This is a genomic window from Akkermansia sp. KLE1798, assembly GCF_001580195.1.
Lineage (GTDB): Bacteria > Verrucomicrobiota > Verrucomicrobiia > Verrucomicrobiales > Akkermansiaceae > Akkermansia > Akkermansia biwaensis.
Genome location: NZ_KQ971097.1, coordinates 85,343 through 102,306 on the forward strand (window position 1 = coordinate 85,343; position 16,964 = coordinate 102,306).

A 16,964-nucleotide genomic window follows, 5' to 3' on the forward strand; every position below is an offset into this window, starting at 1 on the left:
TGCAAGTATAATTCAATGGAAGATACGCCTATCCCATACCGGATTTATCACCTTTCCGGAAGAGAAGGAAAAAAGAGGTGGATGCCTCATTTTGTGATTTGCAAAGTCCGGGCAAGCTTCCACTATGACAGAACCTACTGCCCACTGTCCTACTTCAAGTTATGCGCTACTTCCTTCTCATTCTGCTGCTCGCCGGAGGCTATTACGGCTGGAATTATTATCAAACCGACCTTCTGCCCCGGCATGAGGAGATCAAGGCCATGGAAATGGAACCCTATCCGGAACTGGATGCGGCCCAAATGCGCTTTGACGAACTGGCGGAACTCCACGAACAGCAGGCGGCGCGCCTCCAGTCGGCCATCCAGCGCAAGGAGGAAGCCGTCCGGAAATACTGGGACGGCCAGATGGAAAAGGCGGACAAAGCCGCGGCGGTTTCAAAAACGCCCCGCGCCGCTTCCGGGACGCCCCAGGCCCGTACTGCGGAAGACCGGATTGCCCGGCTGCTGCAACAATACGACAGACGCGCCGCGGACGTGGAGGAACTCCAGAGCAAGCTGAATACCACCAAACAACAGCTTTCCGCCGCCCAGGCGCGCCTTCAGGAACAAATCCGCCAGGTGGAAACCCGACTGGATATCGACCGCATTCAGCGCGCGGAAGCCTCCAACACGAAGAGCAGGGAATTCAAGGTGACGGAAAACAGACAGGAATTGCTCAAGCTCCAGACCAGTCTTCCCCAGGAACTGGAACGCATTACCCGGAAGGGCGAGGCCATGATCCGGGAGCAGACGGAAGCCTGGGAAAAGGCGAAAAGAGAACTCTCCCTGTTCCAGAACAAGGTGGACAGGCAGATTGCCAGCATCAGGGACACGATGAATTCCCCCCTGGCGGAGGAATATGACGATACGGCCATTCTGGCGGAGGACCCCGAATTCCAGGCCATGATCGCCCCGTTCGACCGGGCTGTAAGCCATGAAGAGAGCCTGACCATGAGGACGGAGGCGAACGTGGAGGAACAGGCCAAGGTCGTGCACAACCTGCAGCGGATCAGGGACGGGAGCATTGAGGAAGACCGCAGCCGCCTGAAGCAGGAGGAACAAATTTTCTTCACGGCTGCCACTGTTATCGGCGCTGTTCTTCTGGTCTCCCTGCTGCTCTCCTTCACCAGGAGGAAATGAACTCTTTGATGGTTGACACTGCACGGCAAACCTAGTTTACTGTCCAAGCCGCCGGGAACCCGTGGAGGCACGACTGGCAAACCCCGCCAGGACCGAGAGGTAGCAACGGTAGCTTGTTCGTGTTTGCCGCGTCCGTTCCCGGCGGTATTTTGTTGAACGGCCCACGCCGGGATTGAACCGGGGCCCTCTCATGGTAGAATGCCGCCCATGAACGCGTCCGCCGCCCTTGACTGGCTGTTTTCCACCCAATTCTTCGGAATCAAGCTGGGACTTGAAAACACCCGGAAACTGCTGACGGCGGCAGGCGCAGACCGGCCGGACGCCACCGTGGTTCACGTGGCCGGCACCAACGGCAAGGGCTCCATCTGCGCCATGATTGAAGCGCTGGCGCGTGCAAAAGGCTATAAAACCGGCCTGTTCACTTCCCCCCATCTGGTGGAATTTGCCGAACGCATCTGCGTGAACGGGGAAATGATTCCCCGGGACGCTCTGGCGGCAGAAATCTTCTTCATGAAAAACCTTGCGGAAGGATGGGAACAGCCCCCCACCTTCTTTGAACTGGCCCTGGCCGTCGCCCTGCGCCACTTCATCAGCAACGGGGCGGATTTCATCATTCTGGAAACGGGCCTGGGCGGCAGGCTGGACGCCACCAACGCCCTGCGCAAGGACATCTCCGTACTGGCTCCCATCGGGCTGGACCACCAGCAGTATCTGGGAAACACCCTTGCGGAAATTGCCGGAGAAAAGGCGGCAATCATCGCCCCCGGAAAACCCGTCGTTACCGCTGTTCAGGAACCGGAAGCCATGGCCGTCATCGAACGGACGGCACGGGAACGGCTCTCTCCGCTCACCGTGGCGCGGGCGAACTCCGGAACTCCCCGCCCCTCCCTTCCCGGACCGCACCAGATTGAAAATGCAGCACTTGCACTGGAAACCATGAAACAACTGAATGCCCTCCCGGAAAGCGCCCTGATAGAGAGGGCCCTGAAGTCCTTGCAGTGGCCCGGCAGGTTCGAGCGCATCGGCGCGCCCCCCCTGGTGCTGGACGGAGCGCACAATGAACACGCCGCACGCGTTCTGGCCGCCACATGGAACGAGGAGTTTCCCGGACAAAAGGCGGCCCTGGTCTTTGCTGCGGCCGCGGACAAGCAGATTCGGGACATGATTCCCGTTTTCCGGGAAATTGCGGGAGAATGGCACCTGGTGCCCTGTTCATCCCCGCGCATCATGCCTGCGGAAGACATGGCCGCCCTGCTGAAAAACCTCGTATCCGAACCTGTTTTCATTCATTCTTCCCTCTCCGAAGGGCTCCGCAAGGCAGTGGAATCCCCGCTGCCCGCCTTGGCCGCCGGGTCTCTCTTCCTGCTTGGAGACTTGAAAGCCCTGCTCCACCGCACGGAAAAGCGCACTACCTCCCAGTAAACAGAACTTACCTACGGCTGTGATTCCCGAAGACGACACCACCCTTTCCTCCCTGCGTCCCGGCGATGTTCGCCCCGAACTGCTGGCCCCCGCCGGAGACATGGACTGCGCCCGCGCCGCCGTCGCCAACGGCGCGGATGCCATCTACTTCGGCCTGGACCGCTTCAACGCCCGCCTGCGCGCCAACAATTTCACACTGGATTCCCTGCCGGAACTGATGCGTTTTCTCCATGCGCACGGGGTAAAAGGGTACGTCACGATGAACACGCTCATTTTCACCTCCGAGCTTCCGGACGCCCTCGCCTACCTGGGGCATCTGAATGCCGCCGGGGCTGACGGCGTCATCGTGCAGGACATGGGGCTTGCCCGCTGCCTCACGGAATGGAGCCGCCGGGACCCGGCCATGAAACTGGAATTGCACGCCTCCACCCAGATGACGCTTACCTCCCCGGAAGGGCTGGAGTTTGCCTCCCGCTTTCTGGACCTGAAACAGGCGGTGCTGGCAAGGGAACTGAGCCTGAAGGAAATCGACCAGTGCGCACGGCACACGGACATTCCGCTGGAGGTCTTCGTTCACGGCGCTCTCTGCGTGGCTTATTCCGGGCAGTGCCTTACGTCGGAAAGCCTGGGCCAGCGCAGCGCCAACCGGGGGGAATGCGCCCAGGCGTGCCGCCTGCCCTATGCCCTGATCGTGGACGGCAGGCACGTGCCGCTGGGGGAAAAGCGTTATCTGCTCAGCCCGCAGGACCTGTGCGCCATTGACCGCATTCCGGAACTGGTCCGGATGGGAGTCAAAAGCTACAAGATAGAAGGCCGCTTGAAGAGCCCGGAATACGTGGCGGCGGTAACGGCGGCCTACCGGAAGGCGCTGGATGCCGCCTGCGCCGGAATTCCCGTGGACCGCATGGTCACCGCACGGGACCGCTACGCCCTGCAAATGGTGTTTTCCCGCGGATTCTCCTCAGGCTGGCTGGACGGAACGGACCATCCGCGCCTGACTCACGGCCGCCACGGCAAAAAACGCGGAGCCTATGCGGGCGTCATCACCGCCTGCGGCCAGGGCTGGCTGGAAATACGGCAGGAATCGGACATTCCGCTCGCTCCCGGAGACGGATTCGTCATTGACGCCGGAGAAGACCGTAACGAAGAACAGGGCGGCCGCATCTGGAAAGTCCAGAGAAACCGCCTTTTCTTCCACGGAAAAGCTTCCCATATTGACTGGAACAGGATCATGCCGGGCCAGAAACTCTGGAAAACGGACGATCCGGCGCTGAATGCGGAATTGAAGAAAATGCGGGAACATATGCCGGAAGCGGAAACGCCCATTCATCTGGTTTGCACCGGAGCCGCCGGAGAGCCGCTCACGGTATTTTGCCCGGAATACGGATGTTCCGTGCAGTCCTCCCAACCCCTTCAACGCGCTGAAAACCGCCCCCTGACTTCTGAAACGCTGGAACGGCAGCTTGGCAGGATGGGCGGCACGGGATTCCGGCTCCTTTCCTGCGAAAACCGTCTGGAAGACGGGGTGATGATTCCGTTGAGCACCCTCAACCAAACGCGCCGGGCCCTTGTGGAGCGGCTCCAGGCCGCGCAGGCTTCTTCCGGAGGAACCCGCCGGGCTCCCGCACCCTACAGCATCCCCGTCATGGCCGCGGAACGGGACGTCCGGGAAACACGGGGGAAACTTTCCGTGCTGTGCCGCAGAATGGACCAGATTCCCGCCGCGGTGGATTCCGGGGCGGATGCCGTTTATCTGGACTTTGAAGACATCCGGGACTATGCGGCAGGCGTCCGCGCCGTGAAGGAGGCAGGCAACCGGATTCCTGTCTTCCTGGCGACGCCGCGCATCCAGAAACCCTCGGAAACGGGCTATTTCAAAGTCATGGAGAGGGCGGAACCGGATGGCGTGCTCATCCGCAACCTGGGAGCGGCCGAATATTTCCGCCATTCCCCTCTTCTGCGCATCGGTGATTTTTCCCTGAACGCGGCCAATCCATGCAGTTCCGCCATTCTGAAGGAACAGGGGAATCTGGAATACCTCACCATTTCCTATGACCTCAACGCCACCCAGGTAACGGACCTGCTCCATGCCGCCCCGCCGGAGTGGTTTGAACTCACCATTCACCAGCATATGCCCATGTTCCATATGGAGCACTGCGTTTTCTGCACTTTTCTGTCGGACGGCACCAGCTATAAAAACTGCGGAAGACCCTGCGAACAATACCGGGTTCAGCTGCGCGACCGCGTGGGCCAGGTCCATCCCCTTCTGGCGGACGTCGGATGCCGGAACACCCTGTTCAACGGGAGGGCCCAGACCGGAGCCGGCTTTTTCCGGGAATTCCGCCAACTGGGCCTCTTCCGTTTCCGCGTGGAACTGCTGGACGATTCCCCCGCCAAAACGCGTCGCCTCGTCTCCCGCTACCGCGGCCTGCTGGACGGGTCCTGTTCCGCCGCCCAGCTCGTCAGGGAACTGGATGTCGCGGAACAGCTCGGCACGACGGAAGGAACGCTTCGCCCGAAATAGCACGCCGCGCCGTCCCCCTCAACTGAAGGGATGTTTCGGAAAACAAGTCCCGGAAAAAACGGGAATGAAAAATGCACCGCCCGTGTCTTGAAGCCCGGCGGAAACGGCATTATCATGGTAAAAAAGGGAGTAATGGAACTTTCGGAGGATGATTAAATTCCCTCCTTTTCCATGCTTCCGACCCTTTTGCAGTATGAGCACCTCCCTGAAAGACCGATTGATCCGTCACATGAAAGACGGGCATTATGAACCGCAGAGCAAGTCCGAATTGGCACGCGCCCTGAATGTGGATTCCCGCCAGCGCCTGGACCTTCGGAATCTGGTGGACCAGTTGGAGGAAGAGGGCATGCTTGTACGCCTGCAAAAGGGCAAATACGCCCTGAAAAGGGAGCGGCGCGATTTGGTACAGGGCAAAATCCGTATCCTGCGTTCCGGTAAAATTCTTTTCCTCCCCCAGAAGGGAGATTCCGCAGCGGCGGCCATGGGCTGGGATCTGGATTCCATTCCGGAGCTGGAGCTCAAACCCGAACGGCTGAATACCGCCCTGGACGGAGACCAGGTGGCCGTGCGCGTGGAACGCAAGGCAGCCAAAGGCAGGCGAAACGACCGCAGAAGCGGTTCTTCCGCGTCAGACGCAAATTGGAAAGCGCGCGTGGAAGAAGTGACGAAACGCGCCAGATCCCGCTGGCTGGGTGTTTTCCGCACCGGAAAGAACAAATTCGGGCGCGTCCTGGGAGACGGTTCGGGGTCTCCGGCATACATTGAGGTGACGGAAGCCCCTGCCATGGAGGTACTGCCGGGGCAGCTTGTCTCCGTGGAGCCGGTCTCCTACGGCGGCGACAAGAAGTCACCGCGCGGGAAAATCGTGGAAATGCTCGGTTATGCGGACGAACCCCATGTGGATATGGAAGCCGTCATCAGAAAGTATGACCTGCCCGTGGAGTTTCCCGCCGAAACGCTTCAGGAAGCGGACGCGCTTCCCGCAGAACCCTCCCCCAGGGAACTGGCCAGGCGGGAAGACTGGACGGACCGCACCGTCATCACCATTGATCCGGCAAGCGCCAAGGATTTTGACGACGCCATTTCCATCAGGACCACGCCGGAAGGCTGGGTGCTGGCCGTCCATATTGCGGACGTCTCCCACTTTGTTCAGCCCGGCGGCGCCCTGGACCGGGAAGCGCGCAAACGGGGCAATTCCACCTACCTGCCGGACCGCGTGCTGCCCATGCTTCCTCCGCGTCTTTCCGACGATTTGTGCAGTCTGAGACCGGGCGTTGTGAGGCTGACGAAGGCATGTGAAATGAAGTTCAATAAAAAGGGGAAAATGCTTCACGCCCGCTTTGCGGACGCCTATATCCGCAGCAGCGCCCGGCTTACTTATCAGGAGGCGTTCGCCATGATGAACGGCCGCGACAAGGCGGAAATTCCCGCCCTGGTCAGGGAGGCATGGAAGCTGGCCTCCATCCTGCGCCGCAACCGTTATGCGAAAGGGGCGCTGGACCTGGACTTCCCGGAAGTACGCGCCGTCATGGACAAGGACGGCCGCGTAACGGACATTGTCACGGAGGAATACGACGAAAGCCACCAGTTGATTGAGGAATGCATGCTGGCAGCCAATGAAGCCGTGGCCCTGACCCTGAAAAACCGCAATCGCCCCACAATTTACCGTGTTCATGAGGAACCGGACTCCGCCAAATTGTTCGAATTCGGCCAACTCTGCAAGCTGTACGGCCATCCGGTTCATGACATCGGCCAGCGCCAGTACCTGAATGAACTGATGCAGTCCATCAAGGGTTCCCCGGACGAACAGCTTCTCAAGCTGGCCCTGCTGAAAAGCCTGATGCGCGCCAGATACGATACGGAGCCCCTGGGGCACTACGGACTGGCCACCCCCAATTACTGCCACTTCACCAGCCCTATCCGCCGTTACGCGGACCTGGTGGTGCACCGTTCGCTGGATCCCCTGCTGGCCAACCCGCCGAAAGGGGCAAAAGGCCCCGGCAGTGTGGCGGCTCTGGAGGAAGCGGCGGAACATATTTCCGAAACGGAACGCGTTTCCGCCAGCGCGGAAAAGGATGCCAACCGCATGAAACTTTTTGAATGGCTGGAAGGCCAATGCTTCGCAGACCATCCGGAAGTGCACGACGCCCTGATTACGGACACGCGCCACTTCGGCATTCTGCTGGAAATTCCGCGCCTCCAGATCAAGGGGCTGATCAAGCCGGACAAGCTTCCGGGCGGACGATGGGTGTATGAAGCCTTCGCCAACCGCTGGAAGAACGATCAGGGGTTCGTTCTGTGTGCAGGCCTGCGCGTGCCCGTAATTCCCGTGAAGGTGGACCGGGAACAGCAGTGGGCTGACTTTGCAATCGTTCCCAGGGAGAACCAGGAAAGTCCGGGCAAGAAAATTGTGAAGAGAAAAAACGGGCGGCACCGCCCCCGGAAATAATCCGGCAAGCCTTGTATCCGGAGCCTTCCGGCCCCGCCTGCGGCGATTCTTCAGAATTAACTTGAAACAGCGGAGTTATTTTGTGTATAAGGCGATTGCTGTTTACTAACTACCGACCCCACGCCTATGAAATCAGGATGTTGAATCTGTAAGCACGCACCATATGAATGCTGAATGCCAAGGCCCGCTCTTGGGTCAGGAGCGGGCCTTTTTCCAAAAAGCTTCGTCATGAAGGAAACAGGGAAGAGCCTTGAAAGTGTCCAACCTGCATGACGGAAATGCAGCATATCCCTGAACAATCGCCTTTTAATTATGCGGATCTGATTGATTACCGTGAGGGGCAGATCACCAGCCTGGCCCTGTTGCGCTCCAAGGGAGTCAACATAACCATTCTCGCCTTTGACGATGAACAGCTCCTGCCGACCCATCAGACTCCGGGGCCTGCTCTCGTCCAGGTCGTGGACGGTACCGCCTACTTCACCATCGGCAATGCGGAAGCAGATTTGTCCCAAGGAGAAGCGCTGATGATCCCGGCCGGAGTTCCCCACTCCGTCATAGCCAGGGAGCGCTTCAAAATGCTGGTTACCTCCATTCTGCCGCTGGACTGAACGGCATCCCGGCCGGGAGGGCCCGCGCCGGGAACCATTAAATGTGATCAAGTCACAATTCCCTGACGGAAAAGGTTGAACTTTGTTCCAGATTCAATTCCGGATGCCGCACGGTAATGACGTGCGTACCGGGCGCCAGCACCGCATGGGCTTCATCCCCGTATTGCACGATTTCCAGAGTGGGACATGACCAGAGCGCTCCCGTGGGCAGGTTGGACCGCAATTTGAGCATGCGGCCGCCCCCGGGCATTTCCGGGTCCAGAATCAGGCGGGAGCCGTACAGGGGAACGAGGACGCGGGGCGGTTCTCCGGACCAGTACTCGGGAAGCAGGCACCAGGCGTCCGCCGCCGTACAGGACGGACTGGTGAACCATTCCGTATAACGGCTGTCCAGATATGCCCTTCCCCGCGCATCGTAATCTCCGGGGGAAGCTTCTCCCGGCATGTTCGCCGGGGATGCCCACTCTTCCCGCACATAGGCGACGGGTATTTGCATGGCCCCGGTGCGCTTTCCGGTGCGGGAATCAATGCGGATGCGCACCAAGTCCGCACCGGGCTGCGGAAAGGTCGCTTTCCTGTTCCGGTGCGCCAGTTTCATCACTCCGGCAAAAATAGGCCCCGCGCCCGTCATTCCCCCTACCTGCCTCATGGGGGAAGCGTCAAAATTGCCCACCCAAACGCCAACCGTAATTTCACGGGTAAAGCCCACGCACCAGTTGTCGCGGAAATCGGAGGAAGTGCCCGTCTTGCAGGCGTAACGGAAGGGAAGATTCATCAATTCATGATCTCCGAAGGTAGCCCGGCGCGCTTCCCGGTCCGCCAGAATGTCCGCTACCAGAAAGCACGAAGCCGCGGACAACACGGACCGCTCCGGAGAAGATTCTCCCGCCGGAGCCTTCTCCAGATTCAAAGTGACGGCCTTTCCCTCGCGGGCCAGACAGGCGTATGCGGCCGTCAGGTCCCTCAGCGTCACTTCCGCATTTCCGATAGCCAGCCCCAGGCCGTAATGCAGGGCATTCCCGTCAATGCCCTGCATGCCCAGGTCCTTCAACAATTTCAACAGGCGGGACGGGCCGCCGAACGAGCCCAACGCCCGCATGGCGGGAATGTTCTGGGAGCATGCCAGCGCCTTTCTGATGGAAATGGGCCCCATGTACGTCTTGTTGTAGTTCTGCGGCGCTTCCAGGCCGTGCGCACTCCTGTACGTGGTCGGAACATCCGGCAGAACGGTTCCCGGATACGCCCCCAGGGTGAATGCCTGAGCATACACGAACGGTTTCAGGGCGGACCCGGGGGAGCGCGGCATGGATGTTCCATCCAGAAGCCCCCCCTGCGGATGCTTTCTGTTCGCGGAACCAACCAGGCAGAGAATGTCTCCCGTAGCGTTTTCCACCACCACCACGGCAGCCTGGGTCACATGGTGATCCTCAAGGTTGGCCAGTTCCCTCCCTACGATTTCCTGAACTCCGCGCTGCAAGGCGGAATCCAGCGTGGTATGGACTTCTCCGGTCCGGAAGGCTCGGAGAAAGGAGGCCGTCACGTGGGGAGCCAGCGCCTGACGGCGCTTTTCCGTTCCGGAACTGAACAGGGGTTCCTGCAAGGCGCGGTCCAGCATCTCCGCAGGAAACATGCCTTCCTCCTTCATTCTGCGGAGAACGCGGTTCCGGCGTTCCAGGGCCCGGTCCGGGTAGTTGAGGGGATTCAGACGCGACGGTCCCTGGGGCAGGCCCGCCAGCAGGGCACATTCCGCCAGGGAAAGATGGTCCATGTCCCTTCCAAAGTAAAAACGGGCCGCAGCCGCAGGTCCGCGGCGCAAATTGCCGTAATCCAGACGATTGAAGTAAGCCTCCAGAATCTCCTCTTTGCTCATGGTCATTTCCAGACGCCGGGCCTGGAAAAATTCCCTCATTTTTGCGGCCAGATTTCTTTTGCCCGGAGGATTGGCATTTTTGGCAAGCTGCTGGGTGATGGTGGATGCGCCGGACACGATTTCCCCGCCCGCGGCATTCGTCACGACAGCGCGGCTCAATGCCAGAAAATCCGCCCCTCCGTGGCTGTAAAACCGCTTGTCTTCCGCGGCTAACGTGGCTTTGACCAGCATTTCCGGCACGGCACGCAACGGGACAGGTTCACAGTGGTAATAATCCCGTCCCGGCAGGGTGGCGATTCTGCTTCCGTCCCTGTCCAGCACGACGGCTCCCGGCTTTTCCGGATGCTCCAGACCTTCCGGTCCGGGAAAGAACCACGGAAGCACGTACCAGACAAACAGCCATGCAACGGCAAGACCAGCCACCGTGCAAAGCAGTTTTTTTCTTTTCAAAAGCCTTCTTGCAACCAGAGTCTTCATGGCCCCTTTCACGGCAGAGGGGTGCCGCGATGACGGCACCCTTCCGGGTTATTAAGAAAAAACGGGCACAGGAGCTTATTCCCGCAGCGATGTTTACTTCTCCTCACCATGCAGCACAGTCAGTTTCTGGGGAATGCTCAAGCCGTACACCTCCGGCCTGTACATCAGCTCCGCCTTGGCGGATGGGGCAATGACAACGCCGGACTTGGTCACCCGCGCCAGGTAGCGGGCCGTAAAACGTTCACGGCTCCAGGTATCGGCAAAGAAGCGCACCCTGTCTTTCAGGAACTCCCGGTGCGATACCCAGGAATTCCAGTAGAACCAGCGGTCTCCCTGGCTGGCAGCCTCGTTCTCCCGGCCTCCCGGTATTTGGGAAAGCAAAGCCGGATTGACGGCTTCCAAGGCGGAAGGGAGATAATCTTCCATCACCACATAGGAAAGTGGGTTGGGCCCTTTGTCCACATGCAGCGTGATTCTCACGAGGTCTCCCACCGCAAATTCCGCCGCAGGTTCCCATTTGCCTTCGGAATTGAGTTTCTCATACACGCGGGAAACGGCAAAGCCTCGGTTGACGGCGGCGCCGTCTTCCTGGGTCTTGCTGCGCCCGTGGGCTTCCGCAGTACCGTAGACGGTGGAACCGGCATCAGGAAGGCTCAGCACGGCCTTTTCTCCCACTGCCGTACGGAATTGCGCGGGGGAAGCCAGGGAGCATGTTCCGCTCGTCACCTGCGCCCCCCGGTCCACCCGGAAGGGTGCGGAAACGGAAGATTCCTTCACTCCCTTGAGATACTCGCCCAGCAACATGACGTCCCATCCGGAAGACCAGGTCGTGTACAGAGGTCTTTCTCCAAAGGGGCGCGACGTCCTGTCCATGATCAACCGGGCCAGGCGGATCCGGGCGGCGGCATCGCCGGAAGACAGGGACATGTCCGCCAGACCTCTTAAAAGCTGAACATGGGACGATTCCTTCTTCTCCGGTTCCGTATTTATCAGACGAAGCCCCAGCGTCCCGGCATCCGGCCGTGAAGACAATGCTACGGCCAAAGCCAGATACATCCGGTTTTCCGGACTCAATGAACCGGACCTGTCCAGCAGGCGGTTCAACAGGGAGTCCGGCAGGCGCTTTGCCCGCGCAAGAACCCATGCTCCCAGCAAATCCCCCTGGAGATTATTGGACAGGCTCCTTGCCAGATAACCGTATAACTTGTCCAAGGGCTTTTCCGGAACGTCAATTCCGCTTTCCCGTGCCAGAGTAAGCACCAGGGCGGCATAGGGGCAATACTCGCTCACCGAAGTTCCGCCCTGCCAGTAGGCCAGTCCCCCGTCGGGAAGCTGGTTTCTCAGAATCTTCTGGATGCCTCCCCTCAGGGCCTTGCTGCGTTCTTCCTTCGTCTTTCCTTTGAAATCGGGCAGATATTTGGCCAGCAGCGGTTCGTAAATCCAGGGCAAGGTGGAGGAAGAAAGCTGTTCCAGGCAGCCGTAGGGATAACACAGCAGGAAATTCACGCTTCCGTCCGCATAAATGAGCGGCGACGTGCTGAGAGTCACCTGTACGGGAGTGCCCGGCAGGAAAGGCGTGGACAGCATGCCGGGAACATCCAGCGTGCCGCCGGAGGAAAGGGAGAAACAACGGAGCTCACGCAAATCCGGGAAGGGAGGAACCACCTCAAACGTATTGGCTGCGGCATCCCGCAGCAGGGAGTAAACACCGGAGGAATACGGCACTCCTTCCGCATCCGCGGCACGGATTTCCCATATCAGCCGGGCCTTTCCGGACTTATTGAATTTAACATTGAAAATCAGTGTTTTCGGCTGATTCCCGTCCAGCGCCAGCGTCTGGGTGGGCTGGGAAACGGTGGCGACATCATTGGATTTCAGCGTTACCGTCCACTTCCCTTTCCTGGTACCCGTCTGGCTGACAGTCACCGGAATATTCAGGGAATCCCCTACTGTGGCGGTGAAAGGAGGAGCGGGTTCCAGCATGATGGGCTTGTTTACCACATAGGCCCCTTCTCCGTTGCCGAAGTCGGAATTCCCCGCCAGAACGACGGCCATGACCCGGTAGCGGGTCAGCGTGTCCGGATTCCTGTACGAAGCCTTGAAACGTCCCTGTTCATCCGTCCGGATGGAGGAAAGCCAGACCGCGCAAGGGTTGAAATCCTCCCTTAAATACACCCCCTGCTGCGCCGCTGCGTTCATGGGTGAGCCGAAAGCGTCTTCCCCGCCCCCGATGAACATGCCCTTGTTATCCGTGGAACGGCTTCCCCAGTCCTCATCCAGAATCTGCTCCAGCGTCGTCCAGGTGCCCACGGACAAGGGACGGTCCGCATAAAAATACCGGATGGGCTGCGGCGTCCGGTAACCGATGACCTGAAGGGTGCCTTCATCTTCCGCAAACAGGCACACGTCCGCATTGCGGACAGGCTTGCCACGGTGGTCCGTGACCACGCCGCTGACCGTGGCGGTGGAACCCGGCAGGGACGTGCCGGCGGGAACTTTCATCTCCACGTTCAGAATATTGTCTGCCGGCTGCACCTTCAGAGCGGCATATCCCAGCTTCAACTGGGGATTTTGAACCTTGCGGCTGCTCAAATCCGCCCCCTTGACCAGAAAAACGGACACATAAACATTCGGAGCATCCATGCTTTCCAGAGGAACTTCTATAACGGGATTGTCCAGCGTCAGCGTCCTGGTAAAGCTCCGCAGTACTTTCTCGCGTTCCACCGTCACGACGACCTCTCCTTCAATCGGCGTCTGGACCAGCAGGCGCGCCGTATCTCCCGGCTGGTACAACTGTTTGTCCGGAATAATCTTCACCTTCAGGCCGTCATGATATTCCCACGGGGAAACGTCGCTGCCGTACACCCAGTACTTCACGGCAGTCCGGAATTCCCTGCCTTCCGGATCACGTCCGGACAGCGTTACTTCATAAATACCGTCCTGTCCTGTGGGGATGGATACGGGCTTGCCGCCTTCCTGAAGATTGGCGGAATCCGACGGAGCGAGAATCAGTTCCTTCTTCTCAACGGTGCCTGTCAATGGCTCGCTGCGCACGGTGGTGGTATGGTCTCCATCATAACGCGTGGACTGGAAGGCGGTGCGGGTTACCTCCAAATTCAACGGCAAATCCCCTCCGGCGTAAGGCTTGCCGTCCAGACCCACGGCAATCAGCCGCAAATCCAGCGGCGTACCCTGGCGGCAGATGGAGGAAATATTCTTTACGCCCACGAATACGGAGGCGGGATTCCACGTGGCATTGCGCGCAGCCTTGATCAACTGCTCATTCCCGTTGGTAACGGAAGCGGTCAGTATCAATTTCCGGACGCGCGGAAAAGCCTGCCCGTCCAGGGAAAACTCCACGGCATTCTTCCCGTTCGCGTCCAGAACAGCGGACTGCTGCTGCATGCCTGACGGGGGACTTCCTCCGGAATAACCGTAATAAGCGTCCCAATACCCGTAATCCTCATTCCGGTAATCACCGAAACGGTAATCCTTGTATCCTGCCGGATAAAAATTGGAAGAAATGCTGCGCAGCCCCCAGTTCACCTTGCCTCCGGAAACGGGCGTTCCGGTGAAATTCGTGGCTTTCACGTCGGCCTTCAACACCTTGTCGCCGGGTTTGAGGTCATGAATCACGGATTCCACTTCAAACTCATTGCGCTTGAACTCCGCCACCTCCACGGAATAGCGAAACTCCCGGTTCCTCCGGTTGAACTCCCTGCGGTAATAGCGGTTGCTGTCGTACTCGCCGTCGTTGTCTTCATCGGAATCTTCCTCCGCATCTCCTTTCAACCGCAATTTGGCGGTAATGGAATACATCCCCGTTTCTCCTTCCGGGAAGGTGAAATCCAGATCAAACGTACCTGCATCCGACGGTTTTACCTGCCTGACGGCAACTTCACGCTGCCGGCCGTCCCGGATCGTCAACTGCACCTCTTCCACGGGCGTCACGCTGAGCTTGTTATCCAGCAGGGTACGCATGATTCCTTTCAAATGCATTGTCTCCGCCGGACGGTACAGATTCCTGTCCGAGAACATGAACACCCTGTTCTCCGCCGTGGTGGCAGGGTTCAGGCCAAGTTCATTCCACCAGTAAGGCAGCGTCTCCACGTCAAAAGACCACAGCCCCACGCGGCCGTTCCAATCCTTCAAGGGACTCAGGTAACTGTCCGCCCCGGACTGGACGCGCAAATAGGCGGCCTTTCCGCTCATGGGCAGGCGTACCGTGCCCTTCTCCACGGAGGCGGATGCAAGAAGACTGCCGTCCGCATCCAGAAGCTGTGCTTCCGCCTTTTCCACCGCCTTGCCCGTAGCCAGAGAATATACGTACACGAACATGTCATCCGCCGTCTTCTTGTGCAGGACGCCCAGGTCCGTCACCTGCACGACAGCCTGTACGGCGTAGGCGGCCTGCTTCTCCTTGTTGAACTCCTTCCTGGTCCCGTCCGGTCCCGGCACGCCGAAAAGCTTGTACGCAGCCAATACCGGATCGCTCACCTGCCCTTCCAACTCAATGAAGTACATGCCCGGGTCCGCCCGTCCGCCGAAAAGCTCGTCCAATCCGATCACGGCTTCCTTCTTGCCGCGCACATCCATCTTCATCACTTCCTTTCTGTCCGCGGAAAGGAGTTCGGCAGGAAGAAAATGCCTGTCGTCCTTGTCCGTGACGGTACGCGGCAGCGGAGCCGCCTGGTCCCGTTCATAAATCTTCTTGTAGGCTGTGAGCGTCCGGTGCTGCGCATCTTCACGAATGCGGTAGCCGCGTACGGTCAAATCCTTCAAATTGCTGACGGAAGCCTTCAACTTGCGCGACCCGGCGGACATGATGCCGTTATTCCCCGCATCCAGAAACAGGGAGGGATTTTCCGGGCGCACTTCGCAACCCACATAATCGGAGGCATTTTTGCCCAGCCTCTGGCCGTCCACGGAACGGACGTTTTTCCACCTCCACTTCAACTTAAAAACGGGATTGCTTCCGCATATCAGCACGGGCACGGAACCGTACCAATCCGGCCGCACGAGCTTCATCCTGGCCAGACGTTCACGGTCCAGGCGGATCACTATCTTTTGATCCTGCCCTGTAGCCTCATTCTCTACCATGGCAGTAAAGCCACGGGCCTCTTCATCATAAGGCATGGGATCGTTATTTTCCCCGATGACAAACTCGGCATGGTCACGAAAAAATTGATCCATATTCTCTATTTTTACCGGCTGCGTCCATCTTATGGTCAGACGGCCTTCCCGGTCTGACACCGTGCCGTAATACGCGGAAGAGGAAAATTTGGCCACCTTGCCCAGCCTCGCATCCCACTTCTCAGACTCTTTGCTCTGCGGAGAGGCCTCTCCAACGTCCGGGATGACGAAATGATAAACACCGCCGTAAGAAAACAGGGTTTCCGGTTCCACCACGTACACGCCTGGAACGGGCGTATCGTTCGGCTTGCCCTGGAACTCCCTGTCCCGCACGCGGGACCTCACTCGGTACGCCTCCGCCTCCTGCACCTCCTTTAACAATGCCGGCCTCATTCTGGAGGCAATCGTATGGGGTTCCACGCCGGCTTTCTTCTGCTTATCTGTCGGAATCGTCGTAAAATAAGTTTTATTCAGCAGGGCCTCTTCTCCCGGAACATAATCGGGGAGCACGAGGAAGAAACTTTCCCAAGGATAAACTTCATCATTCCTCCAATAACGGCTTGTGGATTCCAAATAGGCATTCAACTTCCTGCGTCCTGTCAGGCGGACGGCATCCTGCGGAATGGGGGAGCCGTCCTGAAAACGCGCTCCTTCCTCCGGCTTCCATTCATAACTGGCCCTGAAAGGGATGGTATCCTGCGGACGGCATTCCAAAACATTGGGGGCAATCCATTTGGAAGAAAACTTCAGATCTGGAGAAACACTCAGCAAGCCCGGTTTCAAGGACTTGCCAACCTCGGAAGGCGCCACCACGGCCTTGTCAAACACGAGCTGGAACGGCTGTCCCGTCACCAAATGGGAAGGAACGGAAGACGGATAGCGCACCGTTGTGGCGGCAAGGGAGGAGGCGATGCTGCAAATACCTAATAGGCAAGAAGCGATAAAAGAATGAGAGTTCATGCAGTGAGGGGATTCTATACACTCCATTTTCTCCCCCTTTCAGGTTCTCAAAACAAGAAGAAAATCCGTGAATGGCAAAAAACACACGCAGCAAAGCATGAGCTATTTGTTGGATGACATCAGCTCCTTGTTCCACTCTCGTGAAAGGTTCCTCTTAAAGCACGTTGAAAATTGCCAGTTCAACACCAATTAAAAGGGATATTTTACAATTGCTCCAGTTCATACAGTTCCCGCCTTGTTCAAAAATCTGCTGATAAGAAAAAGCTGTTTTCCTAGTGTCCCTACTTCTCCCAAAAACCTGGACATTCGCACGTAAACGTATAAGGCGTGGAAACCCTTGTGG

Annotated in this window: 8 protein-coding genes and 1 other RNA gene; 6 read left to right on the forward strand and 3 right to left on the reverse strand. The window is 58.5% G+C overall.

Annotated features, from left to right (window positions below; translation table 11 throughout):
- Window positions 1-161 precede the first annotated feature (161 nt).
- The 6 genes from HMPREF3039_RS12065 (at window position 162) to HMPREF3039_RS12090 (ending at window position 8,181) form a co-directional block, all read left to right on the forward strand.
- A complete protein-coding gene (locus tag HMPREF3039_RS12065) occupies window positions 162-1,178 on the forward strand; it encodes a hypothetical protein (protein ID WP_067572215.1) in 1,017 nt (338 codons plus the stop codon).
- 51 nt (window positions 1,179-1,229) lie between these two features.
- Window positions 1,230-1,323: signal recognition particle sRNA small type (gene ffs / locus HMPREF3039_RS12070), an RNA gene on the forward strand.
- A gap of 62 nt (window positions 1,324-1,385) precedes the next feature.
- Complete coding sequence (locus tag HMPREF3039_RS12075; protein WP_067572213.1) at window positions 1,386-2,600, forward strand: bifunctional folylpolyglutamate synthase/dihydrofolate synthase; 1,215 nt, start codon at window positions 1,386-1,388, stop codon at window positions 2,598-2,600.
- A 19-nt stretch (window positions 2,601-2,619) separates the two neighbouring features.
- Complete coding sequence (locus HMPREF3039_RS12080) at window positions 2,620-5,124, forward strand: U32 family peptidase (RefSeq protein WP_231863929.1); 2,505 nt, start codon at window positions 2,620-2,622, stop codon at window positions 5,122-5,124.
- 229 nt (window positions 5,125-5,353) lie between these two features.
- Window positions 5,354-7,573, forward strand: a complete 2,220-nt coding sequence (locus HMPREF3039_RS12085) for a ribonuclease R family protein (protein ID WP_067982095.1) — start codon at window positions 5,354-5,356, stop codon at window positions 7,571-7,573.
- 269 nt (window positions 7,574-7,842) lie between these two features.
- Window positions 7,843-8,181, forward strand: a complete 339-nt coding sequence (locus HMPREF3039_RS12090) for a cupin domain-containing protein (RefSeq protein ID WP_067572211.1) — start codon at window positions 7,843-7,845, stop codon at window positions 8,179-8,181.
- A gap of 52 nt (window positions 8,182-8,233) precedes the next feature.
- Here HMPREF3039_RS12090 and pbpC read toward each other — a convergent pair whose 3' ends face one another.
- From pbpC to HMPREF3039_RS14435, 3 genes are all read right to left on the reverse strand, one after another.
- Window positions 8,234-10,528 carry a penicillin-binding protein 1C gene (gene pbpC, locus HMPREF3039_RS12095; RefSeq protein ID WP_067572210.1) on the reverse strand — a complete coding sequence of 765 codons (2,295 nt, stop codon included), beginning with the start codon at window positions 10,526-10,528 and terminating at the stop codon, window positions 8,234-8,236.
- Between the two features lie 93 nt (window positions 10,529-10,621).
- Entirely contained in the window at window positions 10,622-16,621 is a 6,000-nt protein-coding gene (locus tag HMPREF3039_RS12100; protein WP_167506747.1) for an alpha-2-macroglobulin family protein, read from the reverse strand.
- 154 nt (window positions 16,622-16,775) lie between these two features.
- Window positions 16,776-16,964: hypothetical protein (locus HMPREF3039_RS14435; RefSeq protein ID WP_231863930.1), on the reverse strand; the 189-nt coding region annotated here is incomplete at its 5' end.

What these genes read in the sequence shown, in the direction of transcription:
- HMPREF3039_RS12065 (WP_067572215.1), top strand. Translation starts at nt 162, where the DNA reads ATGCGCTACTTCCTTCTCATTCTGCTGCTCGCCGGAGGCTATTACGGC.
- HMPREF3039_RS12075 (WP_067572213.1), top strand. Translation starts at nt 1,386, where the DNA reads ATGAACGCGTCCGCCGCCCTTGACTGGCTGTTTTCCACCCAATTCTTC.
- HMPREF3039_RS12085 (WP_067982095.1), top strand. Translation starts at nt 5,354, where the DNA reads ATGAAAGACGGGCATTATGAACCGCAGAGCAAGTCCGAATTGGCACGC.
- HMPREF3039_RS12090 (WP_067572211.1), top strand. Translation starts at nt 7,843, where the DNA reads ATGACGGAAATGCAGCATATCCCTGAACAATCGCCTTTTAATTATGCG.
- pbpC (WP_067572210.1), bottom strand. Translation starts at nt 10,528, where the DNA reads ATGAAGACTCTGGTTGCAAGAAGGCTTTTGAAAAGAAAAAAACTGCTT.
- HMPREF3039_RS12100 (WP_167506747.1), bottom strand. Translation starts at nt 16,621, where the DNA reads ATGAACTCTCATTCTTTTATCGCTTCTTGCCTATTAGGTATTTGCAGC.